Raw genomic sequence first — 19,584 nt, forward strand, 5'->3', positions numbered from 1 at the left:
GTAGGCAGCTGGTGAGCCGGCGACCACGGGTTATGCCCTCGCCGGCGCGTGTCGCGTCCGGACTGAGCGAGTGGCCGGCCGGTCAGGTCAGCGGGCCGCGGCACCGGCGGCGTCGGCTCGCCACGATGGTCAGCGGGCGATCGGGCCGAGCAGCGGGCCGCGGGTGGCGAGCTGGAAGAAGGGCCGACCGCCGAGTCGCGCGTTCGCCCGGTCCAGGATGGTGGAGACCGGCGCGTACGTGTTGTGCTCGTTCGAGTTGGTGCAGGGGCCCTGCCCGGGGTCGCCGTTGGAGAGGATGCCCAGCGCCTTGCCGTCGGACTCGGTGAAGAGCGGGCCGCCGCTGTCACCCGGCCGGGCGCAGACGCGTACGTCGATGCCACCGCCGCCCTTGCCGGTGATCTCGCCGCACCGGGTGCCGGGCAGGTAGCCAGTGCCCGCCCCGGAGTCGACGTAGACCTCGCCGGACTTCGGCGTGTAGGCGGAACCGGTCGCGCAGACCACCCAGCCGACCTGGATGGCGCTGTACGCCACGTACCCGGTGATCGCCACGTCGCGGCTGCTCGTGCAGCGCGGGTTGTCGGCCACGCACCAGTAGTTGACCAGGCTGGGGGCGGTGGTGGTGCCCGTCTGGTACGCCCAGCGGTCCAGCGCCCCGGGCTGGTACGGCATGATCGCGTAGTCGTAGGGGAAGGCGTTCTCGGCCAGCACCGGGTCGGTCGACTCGACCGAGACCGGGATCTTCGGCCCGAGGAACTGGTGCCAGGTCCGGTCCACCTGCGTGTGCCGCCCGCCGACGACGCAGTGCCCGGCCGTCAGGATGTACGCCTTCCCGGTGCGGGAGCGGACGTTGAAGCCGACGGTGCAGCCGCCGACCGTGCCGTCGTCGCGGGGCACGTCCAGCCGGATCCCGCCCCGCATCGGCGCCTGCGGGCAGTAGCGCGGGTCGCACGCCTTCGGCACCGCGGTCCCGGCCACCCGGGGCTGGGCCGTCGCGGGCACCCCGGCGCCGGCGAGCGCGCCGGGCAGCCGGGGGTCGTCGGCGGCGATCCGGTCTCCGGTGAGCACCACGATCCCGTTGCGCTCCTGGTCGACCAGGACGTCTTCCCCGGCGGTCAGGCCGAGCGCGCCGGCGAGCCGGGTGGCCGCGTCGGTGAGCTGCCGCAGCGGGTGGCGTACCAGGACCACCCGGACGTGCGCGGCGTCCGGGGCGCCGGCGACGGCCGCGCGCACCGCGGCGGCGTCGGTGGCACCGACCATGAGCACACCCCCGGCCGCCTGGTCCAGCCACATGCCGCCATACGTGTCGGGGTGCTCGCCGGCCAGCTTCTCGGCGAGCGGTGCGGAGAACTCCTGCAGGGCGAGCCGCCGGGCCGCCTCGGTGGCGGAGACGCGGTAGCGCTCGCGCAGGTAGGCGACGGACGCGGGAGCGGCCTCGGCCACCTCGCGAGCCGGCCGGGCGGCCAGGGCGGTGACGTCTCCTGTGGACAGTGCGCGACGACCACCGTCGCCCCCGGTGGCGCGGCTGCCGAGGCCGGCCTGGGCGCCGGCAGCCGGTTCGTCGGTCGCGGTCGCGGCGTCCAGCTGCTCGGCGGCGGTCGCGGTCACCGGCGCCCGGTCGGCGTCGCCGCCCCGGGTGAGCGCGAAGGCGGTCGCCCCGACCGCACAGACGACAGCCACTCCGGCAACAGCAACCCGTCGGCGGATACGCACGCCGTGGACCTCCCCGTGTCGGCGCTGGTGATCGGCGCGAGGTATGTCGCGGGGTGGGTCCGCCCAGGGCGGCCCGGCGACGGGCCGATCGATGATCGGGAAGTCTAACCGCGAACCGCTCGGCCCGGGGCCCCGCGCACGCTCAGATCAGCGAGTCACGCCACTGGCGGTGCAGGGCGGCGTACCGGCCGCCGGCCGCGGCCAGCTCGGCCGGGGGGCCGTCCTCCACGATCCGGCCGCCGTCGAGCACCAGCACCCGGTCCGCGATCTCGACGGTGGAGAGCCGGTGCGCGATCACCAGCGCGGTGCGGTCCCGCAGGATGCTGCCGAGCGCCCGCTGCACCAGGCGTTCGGTCGGCACGTCCAGCGACGAGGTCGCCTCGTCCAGGATCAGCACCCGCGGGTCGGCCAGGAACGCCCGGGCGAACGCGACGAGCTGCCGCTGCCCGGCGGAGAGCCGGCCGCCGCGCCGGTGCACGTCGGTGGCGTACCCGTCGGGGAGCGCGGCGATGAAGTCGTGCGCGCCGATGGCCCGGGCGGCGGCCTCCACGGCCGCGTCGTCGGCGTCCGGGCGGCCGAACCGGATGTTCTCCGCCACCGAGCCGGTGAACAGGTGGTTCTCCTGCGTCACCAGCACCACGGCTCGGCGCAGCTCGGCGTCGGCCAGGTCCCGCAGGTCGATCCCGTCGAGGCGGACCGCGCCGGCGTCCGGGTCGTGGAACCGGGCGACCAGCTTGGCGATGGTGGACTTGCCCGCGCCGGTCGGCCCGATCAGCGCGACGGTCTGCCCGGCCGGCACGGCCAGCTCCAGCCCGGCGAGGATCGGCGCCTGCGGCCGGTAGCCGAAGGAGACCGACCGGAAGACCACGGCGCCCCGGCCGGGGCCGGTGGGCAGCGGCACCGGCCGCTCCGGCTCGGCCACGGCCGGCCGCTCGTCGAGCACCCCGGCCAGCTTCTCCAGCGCGGCGGTGGCCGACTGCAACGCGTTGTAGAACTGGCTGAGCTCCTCCATCGGTTCGAAGAACCGACGCAGGTAGAGCAGGAACGCGGCGAGCACGCCGACCTCCGTCCGGCCGCCCAGCACCCGCCAGCCGCCGTAGCCGAGCACCACCGCCACGGTCAGGTTGCCGATCATCCGGATGCCCGGCGAGTAGACCGCGATCAGCCGGAACGCGTCCAGGCTGGCCTGCCGGTAGTCGTCGTTCACCGCGGCGAAGATGCGCTGGTTGCGCGGCTCCCGCCGGTATGCCTGCACCGCCCGGATGCCGCGCAGCGACTCGACGAAGTGCACGATGACCAGCGCCACCGCCTCCCGGGTCCGCCGGTAGGCCCCGGCGGAGGCACGGGCGAACCAGCGGGACAGCCAGAACAGGAACGGGAAGGCGAGCAGGGTGGCCGCGGCCAGCGGCAGGTCCAGCCAGAGCAGGATGCCCGCCACCGACAGCACCGACAGCGCGGCCATCACCAGCTTGTCGATCCCGCCGTCGACCAGTTCGGCGATCGAGTCCAGGTCGCTGGTCAGCCGGGACACCATCCGGCCCGAGGTGTAGCGCTCGTGGAAGCCGACGTCGAGGCGGAGGAAGTGGCCGTACACCCGCTGGCGGAGGTCGAGCAGGACGGCCTGGCCGATCCGGGCGGCGAGGGCGAGGAAGCCGCGCCGGGCCGCGTACTCGGTGCCGGTGGCGACGGCGAAGGCCGCCGCCACGGCGACCAGCGGGCCGGGGTCGCCGGCCCGCAGCGGCCCGATGCCCCGATCGATGCCCAGCATGACCAGGTACGGGCCGGCCATCGCGGCGGCGTTCTGGAGCAGGAGCAGCGCCACGGCCCCGCCGAGCCGGCCCCGGTGCGGGCGCAGCAGCCCGCGCAGCAGCGCCCGGCTGCGGGCGCGGAGCCGGGCCACCGCCTCCGGGGTGGCGGCCTCCGCCCGGCTGCGGTCGGCGTCCGGGTCGGTGGCCCGCCCGCGCCACCGGGTCAGGTCGAGGCTGTCATCGCGCCCCCGGCTCGGGCGGGGACCCGTCCGGCCCGGGCCGGCGCTCTCGCCGCGGCGCGGCCGGGGTATCCGGAGCGGGCCGTCCGCCCCGCTCATGAGCGCACCAGGCCGGCGCCGTCCGGCCGCCGCTCCGGCTCGGCGGAGAGCAGCGCCCGGTACGCCGGCACCCCGGCCAGCAGTTCGGAGTGGGTGCCGACGGCGACGATCCGACCGCCGGCGAGCAGGGCCACCCGGTCGGCGAGCGCCACCGTGGAGGGGCGGTGCACCACCAGCAGCGCGGTGGTGTCCCGCAGCACCCGGCGCAGCGCCGACTCGACCAGCGCCTCGGTGTGCACGTCGAGGGCGGAGAGCGGATCGTCGAGGACCAGCAGCGCGGGCCGGCCGAGCACCGCCCGGGCCAGCGCCAGCCGTTGCCGCTGCCCGCCGGAGAGGGACAGCCCCTGCTCGCCGACCCGGGTGGCCAGTCCCCACGGCAGCTCGTACGCGAACTCCGCCTGGGCCAGCGCGAGCGCGGCCCGGACCTCCTCCTCGCCGGCGTCCGGCCGGCCCAGGGTGAGGTTCTCCCAGACCGACATGGAGAACAGGGTCGGCTCCTCGAACGCCATCCCGACCAGCCGGCGCAGCGAGCCGAGCCGCAGGTCGCGCAGGTCGTGGCCGTCGAGGGTGAGCCGGCCGCCGGTCACGTCGTGCAGCCGGGGGACCAGCGAGAGCAGCGTGCTCTTGCCGCACCCGGTGGCCCCGACCAGGGCGAGCGTCTCGCCCGGTTCGACGGTCAGGTCGACCTCGTGCAGCACCGGCGCGGCCGTGCCGGGATAGCGGAACGTCACCCGCTCGAAGCGCAGCCGGCCACGGACGTCGACGCGGTCCAGCGCCCGGGCGTGCGGGGCGTCCACGATGGTCGGTGGGGTGTCCAGCACCTCCTGGACCCGGTCGGCGGCGGTCGCCGCCTCCTGCCCGTTCGCGATGATCCAGCCGAGCGACTGCACCGGCCAGACCAGCATGAGCTGGAGGCTGACGAAGGCGACCAGCTCGCCGATGGTCAGCACGCCCCGGGCGGCGGCCGCCGCCCCGGCCACCAGCACCACCCCGAGGGTCAGGTTGGGCACCAGGTCGAACAGCGCGGCGGTCCGCGCCAGCAGCCGGGCCTTGCCGATGCCGGTGTCGTGCAGCCGCCGCGCGCCGCCGGCGAACCGGGCGGCCAGCTCCGGCCCCCGCCCGTACGCCCGCATGGTGCGCAGGCCCTGCGCGGTCTCCTCGACCAGCGTGGCCACGTCACCCTGCTGATCCTGCATCCGCCGGGAGGCCGCGTGGTAGTGCCGGGCGAACCGGCGGCTGATCAGGAACAGCGGCACCGCGCTGGCCGCCACCAGCAGCCCGAGCCACGGGTGCAGCCGGACCAGCAGCACCACCACGGCGGCGTAGGTGACCAGGTTGAGGACCAGGAAGAGCAGGCCGAAGGAGAGGAACCGGCGGATCACCGACAGGTCGCTGGTGATCCGCGAGAGCAGCTGGCCGGACTGCCAGCGGTCGTGGCAGCCGGCCGGGAGCCGTTGCAGGTGGGCGTAGACGTCGGCACGGATGGCCGCCTCGATGCCGACCGAGGACGACGACTGGGTCCATCGCCGGATGAAGATCAGTGCCGCCTCGGCCACGCCGAGCAGCAGCGCCAGGGCGCCGAGCCGGAACAGCCCGGCCACGTCGTGGCGGGCCACCGGCCCGTCCACCACGCGCTGCACCACGAGCGGTATGGCCAGGCTCGCCGCCGTGGCGGCCAGGGCGGCGAGCAGCAGCCAGGCGAACTCGGCCGCGTAGGGCCGCAGGTAGGGGCGCAGCCGCCAGAGGTTGCGCAGCGGATGGTGAGGCGTGGAGGGGTTGCCGTCGCTGTGCGCAGGCACTACCCGACGGTAGCGGCAGGTTGTGACGGTGTCGCTGTCAGTTAACCGTCACCCGTCCCTCATGCCCGAGAAGCCACTTCTTCACGTCCAGCCCCCAGCGGTAGCCGCCGAGCGTGCCGTCGGTGCGCAGCACCCGGTGGCAGGGGACGAAGAGGGCGGCCGCGTTGCGGGCGCAGGCCGCCGCGGCGGCGCGCACCGCCGCCGGCCGGCCGGCCAGCTCAGCGAACCCGGTGTAGGTCACCGGCTCGCCCGGCTTCACGTCGCGCAGCACCTGCCAGGCGTGCGCCATGAAGACGCCGCCGGTGTGCTGCTCCACCGGGACCGGGTCGATCGCGGCCAGGTCACCGTCGAGGTAGGCGCGGACGGCGGCGGTCACCGGGCCGAGTTCCGTCCGGTCCCGCAGCTCGCCGCGCAGGCTCGGGTGCATCAGCGGCACCAGGCCGGCCGGGTCGGCGGTGAAGCCGGCCGCGCGTACCGCCCCATCGGGTCCGGTGAGGACACTCAGCGGGCCGACGGGCGTGTCGATGACGGTGCTGTCCAGTGTGGTCATGCTGCTCTCCAGAGTCGGATCACGGCGTACGACCGCCAGGGGCGCCAGCGGTCCGCGTACGCGTCGAGGGTCTTCGGGTCATCGGGCAGGCCGAGCGCGGCGGCGCCCCGGCGTACGCCCAGGTCGGTGGGGAGGAGGACGTCGGGGTCGCCGAGGGCGCGCATGGCCACGTAGCCGGCCGTCCAGGGGCCGATCCCGGGCAGCGCGGTCAGCCGTCGTACCGCCTCCTCCCGGTCCCCGCCCGGCTCCAGGTCGAGGGAGCCGTCCGCGACGGCCCGGGCGACCGCCCGGATCGTCTCCCGCCGCGCCCCGGGCATCCGAAACGCTTCGTCTGGAACCGAGAGCACCTTCTCCGCACTCGGAAACGCCCGCAGCCTCCGCTCTTCGCCGGGTTGATCATGAAGCTGTTGTTGCGACACGCCGGGCGAGCTGGCAACAACTTCATGATCAACGAGGTGGTCGGCGGCGGTCGCGGTGAGGAGGTGGGTGAGGGTGGTGCGGGCGGAGCGGAGGGAGATCTGCTGGGTGGCGATGGCGCGGAGGGCCATCTCGAAGCCGTCCACGGCGTGCGGGAGGCGGACGCCCGGTTCGGCGGCCACCGCCGGGGCGAGGGCCGGATCCTCGGCCAGGGCGCCGTCGGCCGCGACCGGATCGGCGTCCAGGTCGAGCAGCCGCCGGCAGCGGGCCACCGCGGGGGCCAGGTCACGCATGTCGGCCAGGCGCAGCGTGGCGGCCACGTGTCCGTCGGCCGGGGTCAGCGCGACGGTGGCGGCTCCGTGCGGCAGCCGCAGCGCCCGGTGGTACGTCCCGTCGCGTACCTCCTCCACCCCGGGCAGCGCCCGCAGGGCGAGGAAGTCCAGCAGCGCCGAAGCGTGCAACGGCGGACGGTACGCCAGCCGCAGCGTGATGGTGCCCGCCCCGCTCGCCGCCGGCCGCCTCGCCCGGCCGACCCGCAGCTCGGACGGCGTCGCTCCGTACACCTCCCGGACCGTGTCGTTGAACTGCCGGACGCTGCCGAAGCCGGCGGCGAACGCGACCTCGGCCAGGCCGAGCCCAGTGGTCTCGATGAGGATCCGGGCGGTCTGGGCGCGCTGTGCCCGGGCCAGCGCAAGCGGCCCGGCGCCCAGTTCGGCGCGGAGCATCCGGTGCAGGTGCCGCTCGGTGTAGCCGAGTCGGGCCGCCAGCCCCGGTACGCCGTCCCGGTCGACCACGCCGTCCGCGATCAGCCGCATGGCTCGCCCGACCACGTCCGCCCGGACGTCCCACTGCGGGGATCCCGGGGCGGCGTCGGGCCGGCAGCGGCGGCAGGCCCGCAGGCCGGCGCCCTGCGCGGCGGCGGCCGACGGGAAGAACCGGACGTTCTGCCGCTTCGGCGTCATCGCCGGGCAGGACGGCCGGCAGTAGATCCCGGTCGACGTCACGCCGGTGTAGAACCAGCCGTCAAAGCGCTGGTCACGGCTGTCCACGGCCCGGTAGCACCGTTCGAAGTCCAACTCCACGCCATCGATCCTGCCTCGCAGGTCCAGCCTCCGGCTGGCGGGATTCGGACCTGGCCGTACACCCCTCCTGACCACAGCCGGACCCCGGAGACCCCTCGGTCCGTGCCCGCCCTGTTGATTATGAGGTTGGCGGCAGTCCGGGAGATCCACTTCGCCGTCAACTTCATGATCAACCGAGCCGAACGAGGGGTCCGGGCACTTGAGCGCGGCGGGCGGGGAGGGTGGGCGCCGGGGCGTGCAGTGGAGGGGGCAGGGGCGCGGGCTGGGCGACGGGGACGGGACCGCCCGTGCTTGTCGGTCACCGATACAGACGTCCCAGCTCAGGCCAGCTATCCCTGACGCGGCAACGGTTTCCGGCGGCGAAAGTGTCGGTAGTGGTCGGTACGGTCCCGCCAACCAACTCAAGAAAAGGTGCGGGGAATGGCGAGCGTGGCCGGGCGAGGTGCCCGCTGATGCGGTCGGGGCGGATTCGGCTGGACCGCGCGGTGGTGCAGGGCTTCTACGACCGGATGCGGGTGGTGGCGCCGGCCGCGTACGGCGCGATCGAACGGGACCGGGCCGACGACCCGGGGCGCGCCTTCGCCGAGACCGCGTGTGGCCGGCTCGCCGGCTCGCTGGACGCGGCAGGGCTGCGGGCGCTCGGGATGTGGGCGCACCACTGGTGCATGCGCTTCTACGACGACGACACCCGGGTCGGCCTGCGGCTGGTCCGGGAAATCGCCGGCCGGAGCGGGCTGGGCTGGACGGTCGACGAGGTTTGCTGGCTGCTCGACCAGTCGTACGCGGCCGGCCCAGCCGCCGCGCACCGATTCACGCTGCCGCTCGCCGCCGCGGCCGAGCTGCCGCCCGGGGCGCTGCCGGATCGGGGCGACGAGGCGCCGGGGTGGCCGCGCCTGCTCGCCGGCTGACCGCCGCGCCTGCTCGCGGGCTGACCGCCGGACCGGTCGGGGGCGTGAGCTGGTCCGACGGTTCGACCGGGCGGGGTCGGCCCGGCAGCTGACCGAGCACCATCGCGGCGACCGCCACCGCGAAGCCGGCGAACTGGATCGGGCTGAGCGCCTGTCCGAGCACCAGCCAGCCGAGGGCGGCGGCGGTCAGCGGGCTGAGCGCGCCCAGCACCGACACCCGGGTGACCGGCAGTCGCGCCGCACCCCGGAACCACAGGGCGTACGCCAGGGCGGTGCCGATCAGCCCGAGCCAGGCGTACCCGAGCAGGGCGGGCTGGTCCGGCGCGGGCGGCGCGCCCTCGACGGCGGCGGCGACCGGCAGGATCAGCAGACCGCCGGCGACCAGCTGCCAGCTCGTCGCGGCGAGGGTGCTGACGCCGGCCGGCCGCCCCCAGCGGCGGGTGAGCACCAGCCCGGTGGCCATCGCGGCGGTGCCGGCGAGTCCGGCGGCCACGCCGAGCGGGTCCAGGCCGGCGCCGGGCCGCAGCACCACCAGCGCGACGCCCAGCGGTGCGGCCAGCGCGGCGAGCAGCGCCGGCCGGCCGGGCCGTGCGCCGAGGGCGGCCACGGTGAGCGCGACGACCAGCAGCGGCTGGGTGGCGCCGAGGACGGCGGCAGTGCCGCCGGGCAGCCGGTACGCGGCGACGAAGAGCAGCGGGAAGAAGGCGCCGATGTTGAGCGCGCCGAGCAGGGCGGCCCGCCACCACCAGGTGCCCTGCGGTCGGCGGCGGGTGAGGGCGAGCAGCAGCAGCCCGGCCGGCAGGGCCCGGTACGCGCCGGACCAGAGCGGCCGGTCGGCCGGCAGCAGCTCGGCGGTGACCAGGTAGGTGGTGCCCCAGGTGGTCGGGGCGACGGCGGTGAGCGCGATGTCGGTCCAGCGCCGATGCATGACAGCCCCTTTCTCTCGCTGCTAAGTAGCTTAGCGCTAAGCTAATCAGTGCCGAGTCAAGGAGGGAAGTGCGAGGTGCGGCACAATCCCTGGGTGGCAGCGGACGACGTGGACGTGATCGTCGAGCAGTGGCGCCGGGAGCGGGCCGGCATGCGGCCCGAGCCGATGGCGGTCTTCGGTCGCATCTACCGGCTGGCCCGCCTGGTCGGCGACAGCCAGGAGAAGGTGTACGCGGGCTGGGGGATCAGCCGCGGCGAGTTCGACGTGCTGGCCGCGCTGCGCCGTGCCGGCGAGCCGTACACCCTGGCGCCGAAGGCGCTCGCCGCCTCGCTGATGCTGACCTCCGGCGGGATGACCGGGCGGCTGGACCGGCTGGAGCGGGCCGGGCTGGTCCGCCGGTCACCCGACCCGGAGGACCGCCGGGGCCTGCGGGTCAGCCTGACCGACACCGGCCGCCGCGTCGTCGAGGAGTCCGCCGACGCCGGCCTGGAGGTGCAGCGCCGTCTCCTGGACGCCCTGCCGCCCGCCGACCAGGAACGCCTCGGCGACCTGCTCCGCGCGCTGCTGTCCGCCGCCGAGACGGGTCGCTGACGGGCCGGGCTGCGGGCGCCCCGGCCCGTGGCGCAGGATGAGCGGAGATCGCAGACCATCCGACCGGGAGGACCGCATGCCGGCCGCCGAACCGACCATCGTCGCCACCAGCACGGGCTTCAGCAGCCGCCACCGCGGCCCGTGGGACGCGCAGCCCGGGCCGATCTTCGAGCTGATGGCCGAGCTGGCGGAGGCCGGCCCCGCGCCGCGGATCTGCTACCTGAACCAGGCGGTCGGTGATCAGCCCACCTCGTTCACCGTGTTCCACGGGGCGTTCGCCGGCACCCGGTTCCGCCCCTCCCACCTGGCGCTGTTCCCGATGCCCAACGTCGAGGACATCCGGACCCACCTGCTCGCCCAGGACCTCATCTGGGTCGGCGGTGGCAGCGTCGCCAACCTCTGCGCGGTGTGGCGGGTGCACGGCCTGCAGGACATCCTGCACGAGTGCTGGCAGGCCGGGGTGGTGCTGGGCGGCGTCTCCGCCGGATCGATCTGCTGGCACCTCGGCGGGGCCACCGACAGCTACGGCCCGACCCTGCGGCCCTTCACCGACGGCCTGGGCTGGCTCCCGTACGGCAACGGGGTGCACTACGACGGCGAGGAGCAGCGCCGGCCGTTGATCCACAAGCTGGTCGGCGACGGCACGCTGCCGACCAGCTACTGCACCGATGACGGGGTCGGGCTGGTCTACCGGGGCACCCGGCTGGCCGAGGCGGTGGCGGACCGGGAGGGCGTCGCCGCCTACAAGGTGACCCGGGAAGTGGACGGCAGTGTCCGGGAGACCCGGATCGAGCCCCGGCTGCTGACCGCTCAGCCCTCCTGAGCCCGGCGGCGTACGGCGTCGAAGACCTGCGCCAGCTCGGCCGCGTCCTCCCCGGCGTGATGGGTGTGCGGCAGGTCCGTCAGGCCGAGCCGCTCCTTGATCATGCCCTTGCGGGTGTTCCGCCACTCGACGCTGGTCAGCCCCATCCAGTAGCTGCGCAGGTCGACGCCGGAGCCGGTGGCGCCGAACGGGCTGTGCCCGACGAACCGGACGAAGTACCAGTGCACGAACATGCCGTCCCAGACCGCCGGGGCGGCCAGGAACACCGGCCGGCCGATCCGGCGCAGCCCGTTCACCCACGCCGCAGCGGACCGCATCGCCTCCTCGGCGCTCGGCGCCTCGCGCAGCAGCCGGTCCCGGTCCAGCCCGGAGACGGCCAGGGCGGCCGGGACGAAGTCGTCCGAGATCGGCCGCAGCTCGGTGTAGAAGGCGAGGTCCGGGCGTCCGGCCACGGCCATGCCCAGCGAGATCATGCTGTACGGCCCGGGGACCGGCCCGTCCGCCTCCACATCGACGGCGACGTACAGCTCGGGCAGTCGCGAGGTCACCGGCGGAAGCTAGCAACGCGCCCGCGGTGACCGCCGTCCCTTTTCGCGTCGGCGGCGGGCCTGCCTGTCGGGGACGGGCGGCGAACCGCGTAAGCTGGCTCGTCGTGAGTCTCACCATCGGCATCGTGGGCCTGCCCAACGTCGGCAAGAGCACCCTGTTCAACGCGCTGACCAAGAACGACGTGCTCGCGGCGAACTACCCGTTCGCCACCATCGAGCCGAACGTCGGCGTGGTCGGGCTGCCCGACGAGCGGCTGGCCAAGCTCGCCGAGATCTTCTCCTCGCAGAAGGTGCTGCCGGCGCCGGTCTCGTTCGTCGACATCGCCGGCCTGGTGCGGGGTGCCTCCAAGGGGCAGGGTCGGGGCAACGCGTTCCTGGCCAACATCCGCGACGCCACGGCGATCTGCCAGGTGGTGCGCGCCTTCTCCGACCCGAACGTGGTGCACGTCGACGGCAAGGTCTCGCCGGCCGACGACATCGAGACGATCAACACCGAGCTGATCCTGGCCGATCTCCAGACCCTGGAGAAGGCACTGCCCCGGCTGGAGAAGGAGGCCAAGCTCCGCAAGGACCGGGCCGCCGCCGTCGAGGCCGCCAAGAAGGCGGTCGACGTCCTGGACAGCGGCATCACCCTGTACGCGGGCGCGGCCGCCGCCAACGTCGAGCTGGCGCACCTGCGTGAGCTGCACCTGCTCACCACCAAGCCGTTCCTCTACGTCTTCAACGTCGACGAGGCCGAGCTGGGCAACGCCGAGTTCCTCGACGAGCTGCGCGCCCTGGTCGCCCCGGCCGAGGCGGTCTTCATGGACGCCAAGATCGAGTCTGAGCTGGTGGACCTGCCCGAGGAGGAGGCCCGCGAGCTGCTGGAGTCGATCGGGCAGTCCGAGCCGGGCCTGGACCAGCTCGTCCGGGTCGGCTTCCGGACGCTCGGGCTCCAGACGTACCTGACGGCCGGCCCCAAGGAGGCGCGGGCCTGGACCGTCCCGGTCGGCGCGACCGCGCCGGAGGCCGCCGGGGTCATCCACAGCGACTTCCAGCGCGGCTTCATCAAGGCCGAGGTGGTCTCCTACAACGACCTGGTCGCGGCCGGATCGATGGCGGCGGCGAAGGCCGCCGGCAAGGTCCGGATCGAGGGCAAGGAGTACGTCATGCAGGACGGCGACGTCGTGGAGTTCCGCTTCAACGTCTGACCCCGGCCCATGCGGTGGCACGTCTTTGATGCCGGCCACTCCGAACTGCGCGCTGCCGGCTTCTCCCCGCCCGGCTCACCAGGTCTTGCCGGCCTGCTCCCGGATCGTGTGGTTGATCCGGTTGAAGAAGTTGGTCATCGCGATCTCCAGGATAATCGCGTTGAGCTGCTCCTCGGTGAAGCGGTCGGCGGCGGCGTCCCAGATCTCGTCGGTCACGCCCGCCGCGCCGTCCTGGATGCGGGTGGCGGCCTCGGTCAGCGTGAGCGCCGCCCGCTCCTCGTCGGTGAAGAAGGGCGTCTCGCGCCACGCGACCACGTTGTGCAGCCGCTCGTCCGTCTCGCCGGCCTTCTTCGCCCCCGCGATACTGGCAAAAACGCACGGTGCGCAGCCGTTGATCTGGCTGGCACGCAGGTGGACCAGCGACAGCAGGCGCTGATCGACGCCCCCGGCGGCAATGGCCTTGTGGAGGTGCCGGATCGCGGTCATCAGGTCGGGGTTCATCGCGCTCTTCGTACGTGGTTCCATCGGTCCTGCTCCTTCACCGGTTACCTGCGCCCGTTCGGGCCCGTCATCACCCGTGACGAAGCAGTTCCGAGGAAGGTAACAACATGTCCGACACCAGCCCGGCGGACTCGATGGCCGTGGCGTTCGAGTCCCAGCGCGACCGGCTGCGCGCGGTTGCCTACCGCATGCTCGGATCACACGCCGACGCCGAGGACGCGGTCCAGGAGGCATGGCTGCGGCTCTCCCGCCAGGACACGGCGACCATCGACAACCTCGCCGGCTGGCTGACGACAGTGGTCGGCCGGATCAGTCTCGACATCCTCCGGTCGCGCCAGATCCGCCCCGAGGCGTCCTACGACGACCGTCTGCCCGAGGTCGTGGTGGCGCTCGACGACCACCCTGCTCCCGAGGACGACGCGGTGCTGGCTGACTCAGTCGGGCTCGCGCTCCTCGTCGTCCTCGAGTCGCTCCGGCCGAACGAACGGCTGGCGTTCGTGCTGCACGACCTGTTCGCGGTGCCGTTCGACGAGATCGGCAAGATCCTCGGCAAGTCCACCGATGCCGCAAAGATGCTCGCCAGTCGCGCTCGCAGAAAGGTGCAGGCGACCGAGCGGCCGACACGCGTCGAACGGGAGCAGCGAGAGGTGGTCGAGTCCTTCCTGGCGGCGGCTCGCCACGGCGAATTCGAGGAGTTGCTACGGGTGCTCGACCCCGAGGTGAGGCTGACCGTCGACACCCCCGCCGGTGTGGTCGTCACCCTCGGCGCCACCAAGGTCGCCGCCGGCGCGCAGTTGGCCGCCAGCGCAGCCGCACTGGGGCGAGCGGCGTCCGTCAACGGCCTCCCCGGAGTCGTTTCCTGGCGCGAGGACGGCACCCCGGTCTCGATCCTCGCGTTCACCGTCGTCCACGGCCGGATCACCGACATCACGGCCCTGGTCGACCCGGCCAAGCTCGCGCTGGTGGACCTACCGGATCCGGTGTGACCGGACGTCGGCCTGGCCGACCGGTTGGCCGCTCGGGCCGTGTAGTGAGCGCCGGCTGGGATCCGAGAGCCGCAGCGACGAGTGTCGCTGGTCACGACTGCTGAGTATTTCTGGACGAACCGAAGCCGGATCTCGACGGTTTTGGACCGCTGCTGGCCGCGGCTCGTCTCAGCGGGGCCGCGATCCTCAGAGCCGAACGCGGCGGCGAATGTCCCGGGCCAGCGCCGACTGGGATTCGTCGTCGACCGCGAGTACGCCGTTCTCGGCCATGACGGCGTGAAACTGCTGCTGGTGATAGGGCACGCCGGGCGGTAGCGGCGCGAGGTGCCAGTGCAGGTGCGCGTTGCCCTGCTGGCTGCCCAGGCTCATGGAGTACATCCGCTCGGTCAGCAGGGCCGCGGCCAGCGCCCTGGCGACCGCGTGCACGACGGCCTGGAAACGCAGGAACTCGCGCTGCGGCATCCCCTGCACCCAGCTCTCGATGTGCTGCTTCGGGGCGACGAGACAGTAGCCGAGCAGCGTCGGGTTGCGGGCGAGGAAGGCGGTGGTGTCATCGTCCTCGTAGACGACGTGATGCCGGTAGTCGGGGTCACCGCTCACGAAGGCGCAGACGAAGCAGGGCCCCTGCCGGACGCGGCGCTCGTACTGCTCGAAGTCGAACGCGGTCTTCGCCGGCTGACCGTCCATACCGGCAGCCTAGATCCAAACAGCGGCTTGAAGGTACGTGTCAAACTTCGTCGCATGGTGACGGAGGAGCGGTCCAACGAGATGCACTCGGCGGTCGATCTGGTGACAAGCTGGGCGGCTGAGCGAGCGGACGTCCCCGGGGTGGTGGTCGTGGGCTCCTGGGCACGCGGGGCCGCGCGGATGGACTCCGACGTCGACATCGTGGTCCTCACGGACAACCCGGGCTACGCGGAGCCGGGCCTCTGGTCGGGTCTGCTCGGTGGGGAGGTCGTCCGGTTGGCCGAGTGGGGGCCGCTCAGGGAAGTCCGCGTGCGGCGCCCGTCCGGGTTTGAGGTCGAGCTGGGCGTCGTGCCGGTGAGCTGGGCGGACACTGACCCGGTCGACGCAGGCACCGGCCGGGTCATGCGGGACGGACACCGCGTCGTGCATGACCCGGCCGGTGTGCTGGCCGCGCTGTCGGCGGCGTGCGGGTGCCGCAACGCCTGACCCTGGCCCGGATCCCGCAGCTCAGGGGGCGCCGTGTGATCATGGGCGGGTGAATCTCACCCGGCTTGTCGAGCTCGATGATGCGCCGGTCCTGGCGGAGTTGCTCCGCCTCAACCGCGACTTCCTCGCACCATGGGAGCCGCTCCGAGGCGAGGACTACTTCACGGTGGACGGGCAACGCGCGGTCCTCCAGGCCGATCTCGCGCAGCACGCGCAGGGATCGAAGTTGCCGCACGTCATTCTGGACTCGGGCAACGTTGTAGGCCGCATCACGTTGAACGGCATCGTGCGGGGCCCGTTCCAGTCGTGCAGTCTGGGCTACTGGGTGAGCGCCAGCCACAACGGTCGTGGCATAGCGACCCAGGCGGTACGGGAGATGGTGCGGGTGGCCTTCGAGGAGCTGAGGCTGCACCGGGTGCAGGCGGAGACGCTTCTGCACAACGTCGGGTCGCAGCGCGTGCTGAAGCGCAACGGATTCCTGCCCATCGGTGTCGCCCCGACCTACCTCAACATCGCCGGCGAGTGGCAGGACATGGCCCTGTTCCAAATGGTGAACAGCTCCTGGTCGCCCAGCTGAGCCCGGCCGGCCCGGCCCCGAACGGCGGGCCGCCCTACTCGTCCTCGATCACTGGTTCAGCCCACGCCGCGTGGCCGAACTCCCACATCCAGGTCACCTCGTCCGACCTGCCGAGGGACAGGTCGACGGCGGCAGCGATCAGGTGCCGCCCGGCGGGCACGATGGCGACGCGCTGGCGGATCCGTCTCGCGTGCCGGATGCGATACCGCAGGCCCTCGACGTCCACGACACCGCATTCGTCGCCCGGCTCGTCGACCGAGGACGACTCCACCGTCACCGCCCAGCCTTCCTTGCCGGCCTTGTAGCACCAGACCTCGAAGGCGCGCTGCTTGCCGTCCTGCTCCGACACCCGGGCGATGATTTCGATCGGGTCAGTGCGGTTGTCCATCCTCATCCCCTGCCGGCCGGTGGAGAACGCACCTTAACCGCCTTCGCCGTTGGTTGTCCCTCCGGCGGGGGAGGGCTCCGCCCCGCTGGAGGGAGTCGGCACCCGGACGCCGGTGCCTACGGTCGCAGTCGTGAACGATTCTGCTCGCCCGCGCCACTGGCCCGCGTACACCATGGCCCTGCTGTTTCTCGCCTATGCCGCCGGGAAGGCGCTCTTCGCCCTCCAGGCCAGGCTCGGCTTTCCGGGCGGCCCGCCGGTGTCGGCCGCCGAGACCGAACGGTACGCCCGCGAACTCATGGCTCCGGCCACCGCACAGTGGCTCGCGGTCGCGTCCGGCGTGGCCGGTGCGTGCCTCGTCCTCGCCACCGTCACGTCGCTCGGGCGGCGGGTGCCGCGGGCGCTGGCGCTGCTGGTGCTGGCCGCCATGTTCCTGGCGGTGGCCGGTGGTGCCGGCATCATGATCGTGGACGGCTTCGTCGGCGTCGGGATCGGCTGGCGGTGGTACCACGGCGTGGTCGGGCTCGTGGTGATCGGGCTCCAGGTGGCGGTGATTCGGTCCTACGCAATGGCGACGAGACGAAATGGCGACTGACCGGACGCGGATCGGCGGGTACGCGGCGGCGGCCGGTGCGGCGGCGTACGGGTCGATGAAGCTGGCCCAGGCGCTGGGGGCGAACGCGCTGGCCGACCGGGATCCGCTCCCACCGGCGCTGCGGGAGCGGCTGCTCGCGCGGGATCCGTTGTTCGTCGCGAGCCACTGGGCGCTGGCCGCTGCGGCGGTGGTCGGCGTACTCGTCGCGCTGGCCACCGTCCGTCCCTGGGGTGCGGCTGTCCCGCGCCGGCTGCTGCTCGCCATCACCTGGACGCTGGGCGGCTTCATGATCGCCCGGGCGGTCGGGGTACTGGGATTCGGCTTCGTCGGTGACGCGCTGCTGCTGGCCGGAGTACGCCCGCCGCCGGTCGAGCACGCCGCGTTGGCGCGCACCCTGGCGCGCTGGGACCTGCTGCTGTGGTCGCCGTTCTTCCTGCTCTGGGGTACGTCGTGGACGATCGCGGCCCGGCGGCTGCGCAAACGATCGGTTACTCGTAGCCGGTGGCCATGACGAGGGCCTCGGCTAACTGCTTCCAGGTCGGCGGATCGGGGAAGTCTTCGCCGAGGTTCCGGTAGAGCTGGGGCAGGCCCCGGAGCGACCTCGACAGGGCGTCGAGGAAGGTCTCCAGGCTCGTGTTCTCCCACTCGCCGGGGTGCGCTTCGAGGTCGGCGAGCATCTCCTCGACGATGCGGGCGACGTCCGCGGGGGAGGCCACCGGATCGAGGGCGCTGGTCTCGGCGAACCGACCGCTCTCGTACGGGTTCATGCCGGCCGGGTCAGCTCGACCTCGTCGGCCGCCAGCACCTCGACGTCGCCGTTCGGGTCGCGGATCTCCAGCACCGGTACGCCCTCGTCGAGCTGCATCGAGCGGCGCTCCTTCCCGCTGGGCATCCGCGCGATGACGGACCCACCGGGCGTCAACTCCACCTGCCGGCGTTCAGTCATCGCGCGGACGTAGCTGCCGTGCCCGCGCACGGTGTTGACCAGACCCTCCGACCGCAGCAGCGCGATGGCACCTCGCACCGCCTCCCGGCCGATCCCATGCTCCTGGGTGAGCCGCGCCTCGCTGGGCAGCGCCGAGCCGGGTGCCAGCTCTCCGGACTCAATCTGCTCGCGCAGCAGGTCGGCGAGCTGCACATAGACGGGAGTGTGCGAGCGCGGATCGATGGTCATGGCAGAAAGCCTTATTCCCCCATGGGCAAGTCTGGTTGTGCCCCTGGGCCCCTGACCGTATAGTCGCAGTCACGACTTGTATCCGAGGGGAAACGCTCGGATGTGCGGCTGCTGCTGACCAGCCCTGCTGCCGTACTGCTGAATGAAGCTGCGGTGGTGGGGCGGGGTGGTCGGCCCGCGCGCGGCGGGCGGGTCGCCCACCCCTTCCACTCCTAGACCAGAGAGGCGGAGAGCATGCGTGCCTTCCTGCGCAGGCTGCGCCGGAACGAGCGGCCGAGACCGGCGCCGACCTGTTACCGCTCCTCGACGTACGTCCCGCTCTCGCCGTGGCAGGTGCGCCAGCGGCGGTTCCGGCCGACCCGGGTCGGCCGGCGGGGGCTCGACCCGGACGAGGTGCGGGAGTTCCTCGACCGGGTGGCCGACGACCTCGCCGCCGCCTACCGGGCGCTGGGCGACAGCCGGCAGGAGACGACCCGGATCAAGGACGCGCTCAAGCGCTGGCAGTCGGAGCAGGCGCAACGGGCCAACGGCGGGCGGTACCGCTGATGGTCGAGCGGGAACGGTTCGTCATCCACCTGCCGGTGGCCGCCACGGACCTGACCGGCGCGGTACGCCTCGCCCGGGTGGTCGCCCGCTGGGCCGGTCTGCTCTCCGCGGCCGACCCGGGCGAGACCACCGTCTCCGCCGAGGACGACCAGGGCGTACGTCATCGGGTCTTCTGCGATCTGCGCCTGCCCGGCGGCCGGCGGTGCCTGCTCCGGGCCGACCACGATGGACCGTGCACCCGGCGGTTGACCCGGTGAGCGCCGTCAGCCGGCGCGGAGGGCGTCGTCGACGCCGGTCTCGCGGCGGCCGAGGTGGACGGGGTCGCGGCCGGAGAGCACGTCCACCGCCGCCTTCACCGAGGCGCCGTACTCGCGAACGGAGCCGATCCGCCACTTGGCGTACTGCCGGACGGTGTCGTCGCCCACGCCATTGGCCTCGATGCCGAGGTGCCGGCACAGCGCGACGGCGCGGGGCAGGTGGAAGGCCTGGGTCACCACCGTCAACCGGTCCACCCCGAAGATCCGCTTGGCCCGCGCGCACGAGTCGTACGTGTCGAAGCCGGCGAAGTCCGGCACCACCTTGTCCGTCGGCACGCCCCGGTCGACCAGCCAGCGCCGCATCGCCTCGGGCTCGTTGTAGTCGGCGTGCATGTTGTCGCCGGACACCAGGATCGCGCGCACCTTGCCGGCGGCGAACAGCCGTTGCGCCAACTCCAGTCGGGCGGTGAGGAACGCCGACGGCGTGCCGTCCGCCTCCACCTTGGTGCCTAGGACCAGGGCGACCGGCGCCTCCGGCACCTCGGCCTCGGTGAAGATGTGGCCCTCGGCGCCACCGCGGAGCCACGCCACGCTCGCCACGCCGCCAGCGGCGGCCAGCACCCCGCCGACGGCGACCGCGAGCACCGCCCAACGCACCCGACGGACGTTCCACCACCGTTTGACGACCCCGAACCGTCCCCGCATGTGGACGAGTATCCCAAGCAGGTCCGTCTGCTGGTGGACCCGTCGCGCCGCCA

At 73.3% G+C, this 19,584-nt stretch carries 24 protein-coding genes; 11 read left to right on the forward strand and 13 right to left on the reverse strand.

Annotated elements, in window-relative coordinates:
* Positions 1–129: 129 nt before the first annotated feature.
* The 5 genes from FXF52_RS03015 to FXF52_RS03035 form a co-directional block, all read right to left on the reverse strand.
* Positions 130–1,677 (reverse strand): S1 family peptidase, encoded by a 1,548-nt coding sequence (locus FXF52_RS03015; protein WP_148793657.1) that lies wholly within the window; start codon positions 1,675–1,677, stop codon positions 130–132.
* A gap of 175 nt (positions 1,678–1,852) precedes the next feature.
* Positions 1,853–3,796, reverse strand: a complete 1,944-nt coding sequence (locus FXF52_RS03020; RefSeq protein WP_148793658.1) for an ABC transporter ATP-binding protein — start codon at positions 3,794–3,796, stop codon at positions 1,853–1,855.
* The gene (locus tag FXF52_RS03025; protein WP_148793659.1) at positions 3,793–5,595 is read right to left on the reverse strand and encodes an ABC transporter ATP-binding protein; all 1,803 of its coding nucleotides are present in this window, start codon (positions 5,593–5,595) and stop codon (positions 3,793–3,795) included. Before FXF52_RS03025 ends, FXF52_RS03020 begins: the two co-directional genes overlap by 4 nt.
* Before the next feature lie 37 nt (positions 5,596–5,632).
* Positions 5,633–6,145, reverse strand: coding sequence for a methylated-DNA--[protein]-cysteine S-methyltransferase (locus tag FXF52_RS03030; protein ID WP_148793660.1), 513 nt, complete (start codon positions 6,143–6,145; stop codon positions 5,633–5,635).
* Positions 6,142–7,644: a DNA-3-methyladenine glycosylase 2 family protein gene (locus tag FXF52_RS03035; RefSeq protein ID WP_148793661.1), complete on the reverse strand. Its 1,503-nt coding sequence runs from the start codon at positions 7,642–7,644 to the stop codon at positions 6,142–6,144. Before FXF52_RS03035 ends, FXF52_RS03030 begins: the two co-directional genes overlap by 4 nt.
* Before the next feature lie 452 nt (positions 7,645–8,096).
* Between FXF52_RS03035 and FXF52_RS41435 the strand changes: the two genes are divergently transcribed.
* The gene (locus FXF52_RS41435; protein WP_187413290.1) at positions 8,097–8,552 is read left to right on the forward strand and encodes a hypothetical protein; all 456 of its coding nucleotides are present in this window, start codon (positions 8,097–8,099) and stop codon (positions 8,550–8,552) included.
* Here the strand turns inward: FXF52_RS41435 and FXF52_RS03040 are convergent.
* The gene (locus tag FXF52_RS03040) at positions 8,455–9,480 is read right to left on the reverse strand and encodes an EamA family transporter (protein ID WP_187413291.1); all 1,026 of its coding nucleotides are present in this window, start codon (positions 9,478–9,480) and stop codon (positions 8,455–8,457) included. The genes FXF52_RS41435 and FXF52_RS03040 overlap by 98 nt on opposite strands.
* 93 nt (positions 9,481–9,573) lie before the next feature.
* Between FXF52_RS03040 and FXF52_RS03045 the strand changes: the two genes are divergently transcribed.
* Together FXF52_RS03045 and FXF52_RS03050 are read left to right on the forward strand one after the other, a co-directional pair.
* On the forward strand, positions 9,574–10,071 hold the full coding sequence (locus FXF52_RS03045) for a MarR family winged helix-turn-helix transcriptional regulator (RefSeq protein WP_148793662.1): 498 nt from the start codon (positions 9,574–9,576) through the stop codon (positions 10,069–10,071).
* A 76-nt stretch (positions 10,072–10,147) separates the two neighbouring features.
* A complete protein-coding gene (locus FXF52_RS03050; RefSeq protein WP_148793663.1) occupies positions 10,148–10,894 on the forward strand; it encodes a peptidase E in 747 nt (248 codons plus the stop codon).
* Here the strand turns inward: FXF52_RS03050 and FXF52_RS03055 are convergent.
* Positions 10,882–11,442 carry an exonuclease gene (locus FXF52_RS03055; RefSeq protein ID WP_148793664.1) on the reverse strand — a complete coding sequence of 187 codons (561 nt, stop codon included), beginning with the start codon at positions 11,440–11,442 and terminating at the stop codon, positions 10,882–10,884. The genes FXF52_RS03050 and FXF52_RS03055 overlap by 13 nt on opposite strands.
* 104 nt (positions 11,443–11,546) lie before the next feature.
* On the opposite strand from FXF52_RS03055, the gene ychF reads away from it, so the two are divergent.
* Entirely contained in the window at positions 11,547–12,632 is a 1,086-nt protein-coding gene (gene ychF / locus FXF52_RS03060; RefSeq protein ID WP_148793665.1) for a redox-regulated ATPase YchF, read from the forward strand.
* 75 nt (positions 12,633–12,707) lie between these two features.
* Here the strand turns inward: ychF and FXF52_RS03065 are convergent, their stop codons facing one another.
* Positions 12,708–13,157, reverse strand: coding sequence for a carboxymuconolactone decarboxylase family protein (locus FXF52_RS03065; protein ID WP_148793666.1), 450 nt, complete (start codon positions 13,155–13,157; stop codon positions 12,708–12,710).
* An 83-nt stretch (positions 13,158–13,240) separates the two neighbouring features.
* Here FXF52_RS03065 and FXF52_RS03070 point away from each other — a divergent pair, with 83 nt between their 5' ends.
* Positions 13,241–14,119 carry a sigma-70 family RNA polymerase sigma factor gene (locus tag FXF52_RS03070; protein WP_148793667.1) on the forward strand — a complete coding sequence of 293 codons (879 nt, stop codon included), beginning with the start codon at positions 13,241–13,243 and terminating at the stop codon, positions 14,117–14,119.
* A 186-nt stretch (positions 14,120–14,305) separates the two neighbouring features.
* On the opposite strand, the gene FXF52_RS03075 is transcribed toward FXF52_RS03070, so the two are convergent.
* Positions 14,306–14,806, reverse strand: a complete 501-nt coding sequence (locus tag FXF52_RS03075) for an HIT family protein (RefSeq protein ID WP_148793668.1) — start codon at positions 14,804–14,806, stop codon at positions 14,306–14,308.
* A 54-nt stretch (positions 14,807–14,860) separates the two neighbouring features.
* Here FXF52_RS03075 and FXF52_RS03080 point away from each other — a divergent pair, with 54 nt between their 5' ends.
* Entirely contained in the window at positions 14,861–15,292 is a 432-nt protein-coding gene (locus FXF52_RS03080) for a nucleotidyltransferase domain-containing protein (RefSeq protein ID WP_148793669.1), read from the forward strand.
* A 49-nt stretch (positions 15,293–15,341) separates the two neighbouring features.
* Positions 15,342–15,869 (forward strand): GNAT family N-acetyltransferase, encoded by a 528-nt coding sequence (locus FXF52_RS03085; protein WP_148793670.1) that lies wholly within the window; start codon positions 15,342–15,344, stop codon positions 15,867–15,869.
* Positions 15,870–15,903: 34 nt separating this feature from the next.
* On the opposite strand, the gene FXF52_RS03090 is transcribed toward FXF52_RS03085, so the two are convergent.
* Complete coding sequence (locus FXF52_RS03090; protein ID WP_148793671.1) at positions 15,904–16,257, reverse strand: hypothetical protein; 354 nt, start codon at positions 16,255–16,257, stop codon at positions 15,904–15,906.
* 130 nt (positions 16,258–16,387) lie between these two features.
* Here FXF52_RS03090 and FXF52_RS03095 point away from each other — a divergent pair, with 130 nt between their 5' ends.
* Together FXF52_RS03095 and FXF52_RS03100 are read left to right on the forward strand one after the other, a co-directional pair.
* Entirely contained in the window at positions 16,388–16,849 is a 462-nt protein-coding gene (locus tag FXF52_RS03095) for a hypothetical protein (protein WP_148793672.1), read from the forward strand.
* Positions 16,839–17,360 (forward strand): DUF3995 domain-containing protein, encoded by a 522-nt coding sequence (locus FXF52_RS03100; RefSeq protein WP_222870415.1) that lies wholly within the window; start codon positions 16,839–16,841, stop codon positions 17,358–17,360. The genes FXF52_RS03095 and FXF52_RS03100 overlap by 11 nt, the downstream gene beginning before the upstream one ends.
* On the opposite strand, the gene FXF52_RS03105 is transcribed toward FXF52_RS03100, so the two are convergent.
* A complete protein-coding gene (locus FXF52_RS03105) occupies positions 17,338–17,616 on the reverse strand; it encodes a hypothetical protein (protein WP_148793673.1) in 279 nt (92 codons plus the stop codon). The two genes, FXF52_RS03100 and FXF52_RS03105, sit on opposite strands and share 23 nt — an antisense overlap.
* Positions 17,613–18,023 carry a GntR family transcriptional regulator gene (locus tag FXF52_RS03110; RefSeq protein WP_148793674.1) on the reverse strand — a complete coding sequence of 137 codons (411 nt, stop codon included), beginning with the start codon at positions 18,021–18,023 and terminating at the stop codon, positions 17,613–17,615. The genes FXF52_RS03105 and FXF52_RS03110 overlap by 4 nt, the downstream gene beginning before the upstream one ends.
* 234 nt (positions 18,024–18,257) lie before the next feature.
* Here FXF52_RS03110 and FXF52_RS03115 point away from each other — a divergent pair, with 234 nt between their 5' ends.
* Both FXF52_RS03115 and FXF52_RS03120 read left to right on the forward strand, forming a co-directional pair.
* Positions 18,258–18,569 (forward strand): DivIVA domain-containing protein, encoded by a 312-nt coding sequence (locus FXF52_RS03115; RefSeq protein WP_148793675.1) that lies wholly within the window; start codon positions 18,258–18,260, stop codon positions 18,567–18,569.
* Entirely contained in the window at positions 18,569–18,826 is a 258-nt protein-coding gene (locus tag FXF52_RS03120; protein ID WP_148793676.1) for a hypothetical protein, read from the forward strand. Before FXF52_RS03115 ends, FXF52_RS03120 begins: the two co-directional genes overlap by 1 nt.
* A 6-nt stretch (positions 18,827–18,832) precedes the next feature.
* On the opposite strand, the gene FXF52_RS03125 is transcribed toward FXF52_RS03120, so the two are convergent.
* The gene (locus FXF52_RS03125) at positions 18,833–19,531 is read right to left on the reverse strand and encodes a vancomycin high temperature exclusion protein (RefSeq protein ID WP_148793677.1); all 699 of its coding nucleotides are present in this window, start codon (positions 19,529–19,531) and stop codon (positions 18,833–18,835) included.
* Between the last annotated feature and the right edge of the window lie 53 nt (positions 19,532–19,584).

Source organism: Micromonospora sp. MP36, assembly GCF_008119785.1.
Lineage (GTDB): Bacteria > Actinomycetota > Actinomycetes > Mycobacteriales > Micromonosporaceae > Micromonospora.

Excerpts from the sequence above, each read along its gene's own strand:
- FXF52_RS03020 (WP_148793658.1), bottom strand. The coding sequence starts at position 3,796 with ATGAGCGGGGCGGACGGCCCGCTCCGGATACCCCGGCCGCGCCGCGGC.
- FXF52_RS03030 (WP_148793660.1), bottom strand. The coding sequence starts at position 6,145 with ATGACCACACTGGACAGCACCGTCATCGACACGCCCGTCGGCCCGCTG.
- FXF52_RS03070 (WP_148793667.1), top strand. The coding sequence starts at position 13,241 with ATGTCCGACACCAGCCCGGCGGACTCGATGGCCGTGGCGTTCGAGTCC.
- FXF52_RS03075 (WP_148793668.1), bottom strand. The coding sequence starts at position 14,806 with ATGGACGGTCAGCCGGCGAAGACCGCGTTCGACTTCGAGCAGTACGAG.
- FXF52_RS03110 (WP_148793674.1), bottom strand. The coding sequence starts at position 18,023 with ATGACCATCGATCCGCGCTCGCACACTCCCGTCTATGTGCAGCTCGCC.
- FXF52_RS03050 (WP_148793663.1), top strand. The coding sequence starts at position 10,148 with ATGCCGGCCGCCGAACCGACCATCGTCGCCACCAGCACGGGCTTCAGC.
- FXF52_RS03080 (WP_148793669.1), top strand. The coding sequence starts at position 14,861 with ATGGTGACGGAGGAGCGGTCCAACGAGATGCACTCGGCGGTCGATCTG.
- FXF52_RS03120 (WP_148793676.1), top strand. The coding sequence starts at position 18,569 with ATGGTCGAGCGGGAACGGTTCGTCATCCACCTGCCGGTGGCCGCCACG.
- FXF52_RS03090 (WP_148793671.1), bottom strand. The coding sequence starts at position 16,257 with ATGGACAACCGCACTGACCCGATCGAAATCATCGCCCGGGTGTCGGAG.
- FXF52_RS03115 (WP_148793675.1), top strand. The coding sequence starts at position 18,258 with ATGCGTGCCTTCCTGCGCAGGCTGCGCCGGAACGAGCGGCCGAGACCG.
- FXF52_RS03100 (WP_222870415.1), top strand. The coding sequence starts at position 16,839 with ATGGCGACTGACCGGACGCGGATCGGCGGGTACGCGGCGGCGGCCGGT.
- FXF52_RS03040 (WP_187413291.1), bottom strand. The coding sequence starts at position 9,480 with ATGCATCGGCGCTGGACCGACATCGCGCTCACCGCCGTCGCCCCGACC.
- FXF52_RS03125 (WP_148793677.1), bottom strand. The coding sequence starts at position 19,531 with ATGCGGGGACGGTTCGGGGTCGTCAAACGGTGGTGGAACGTCCGTCGG.
- FXF52_RS41435 (WP_187413290.1), top strand. The coding sequence starts at position 8,097 with ATGCGGTCGGGGCGGATTCGGCTGGACCGCGCGGTGGTGCAGGGCTTC.
- FXF52_RS03105 (WP_148793673.1), bottom strand. The coding sequence starts at position 17,616 with ATGAACCCGTACGAGAGCGGTCGGTTCGCCGAGACCAGCGCCCTCGAT.
- FXF52_RS03065 (WP_148793666.1), bottom strand. The coding sequence starts at position 13,157 with ATGGAACCACGTACGAAGAGCGCGATGAACCCCGACCTGATGACCGCG.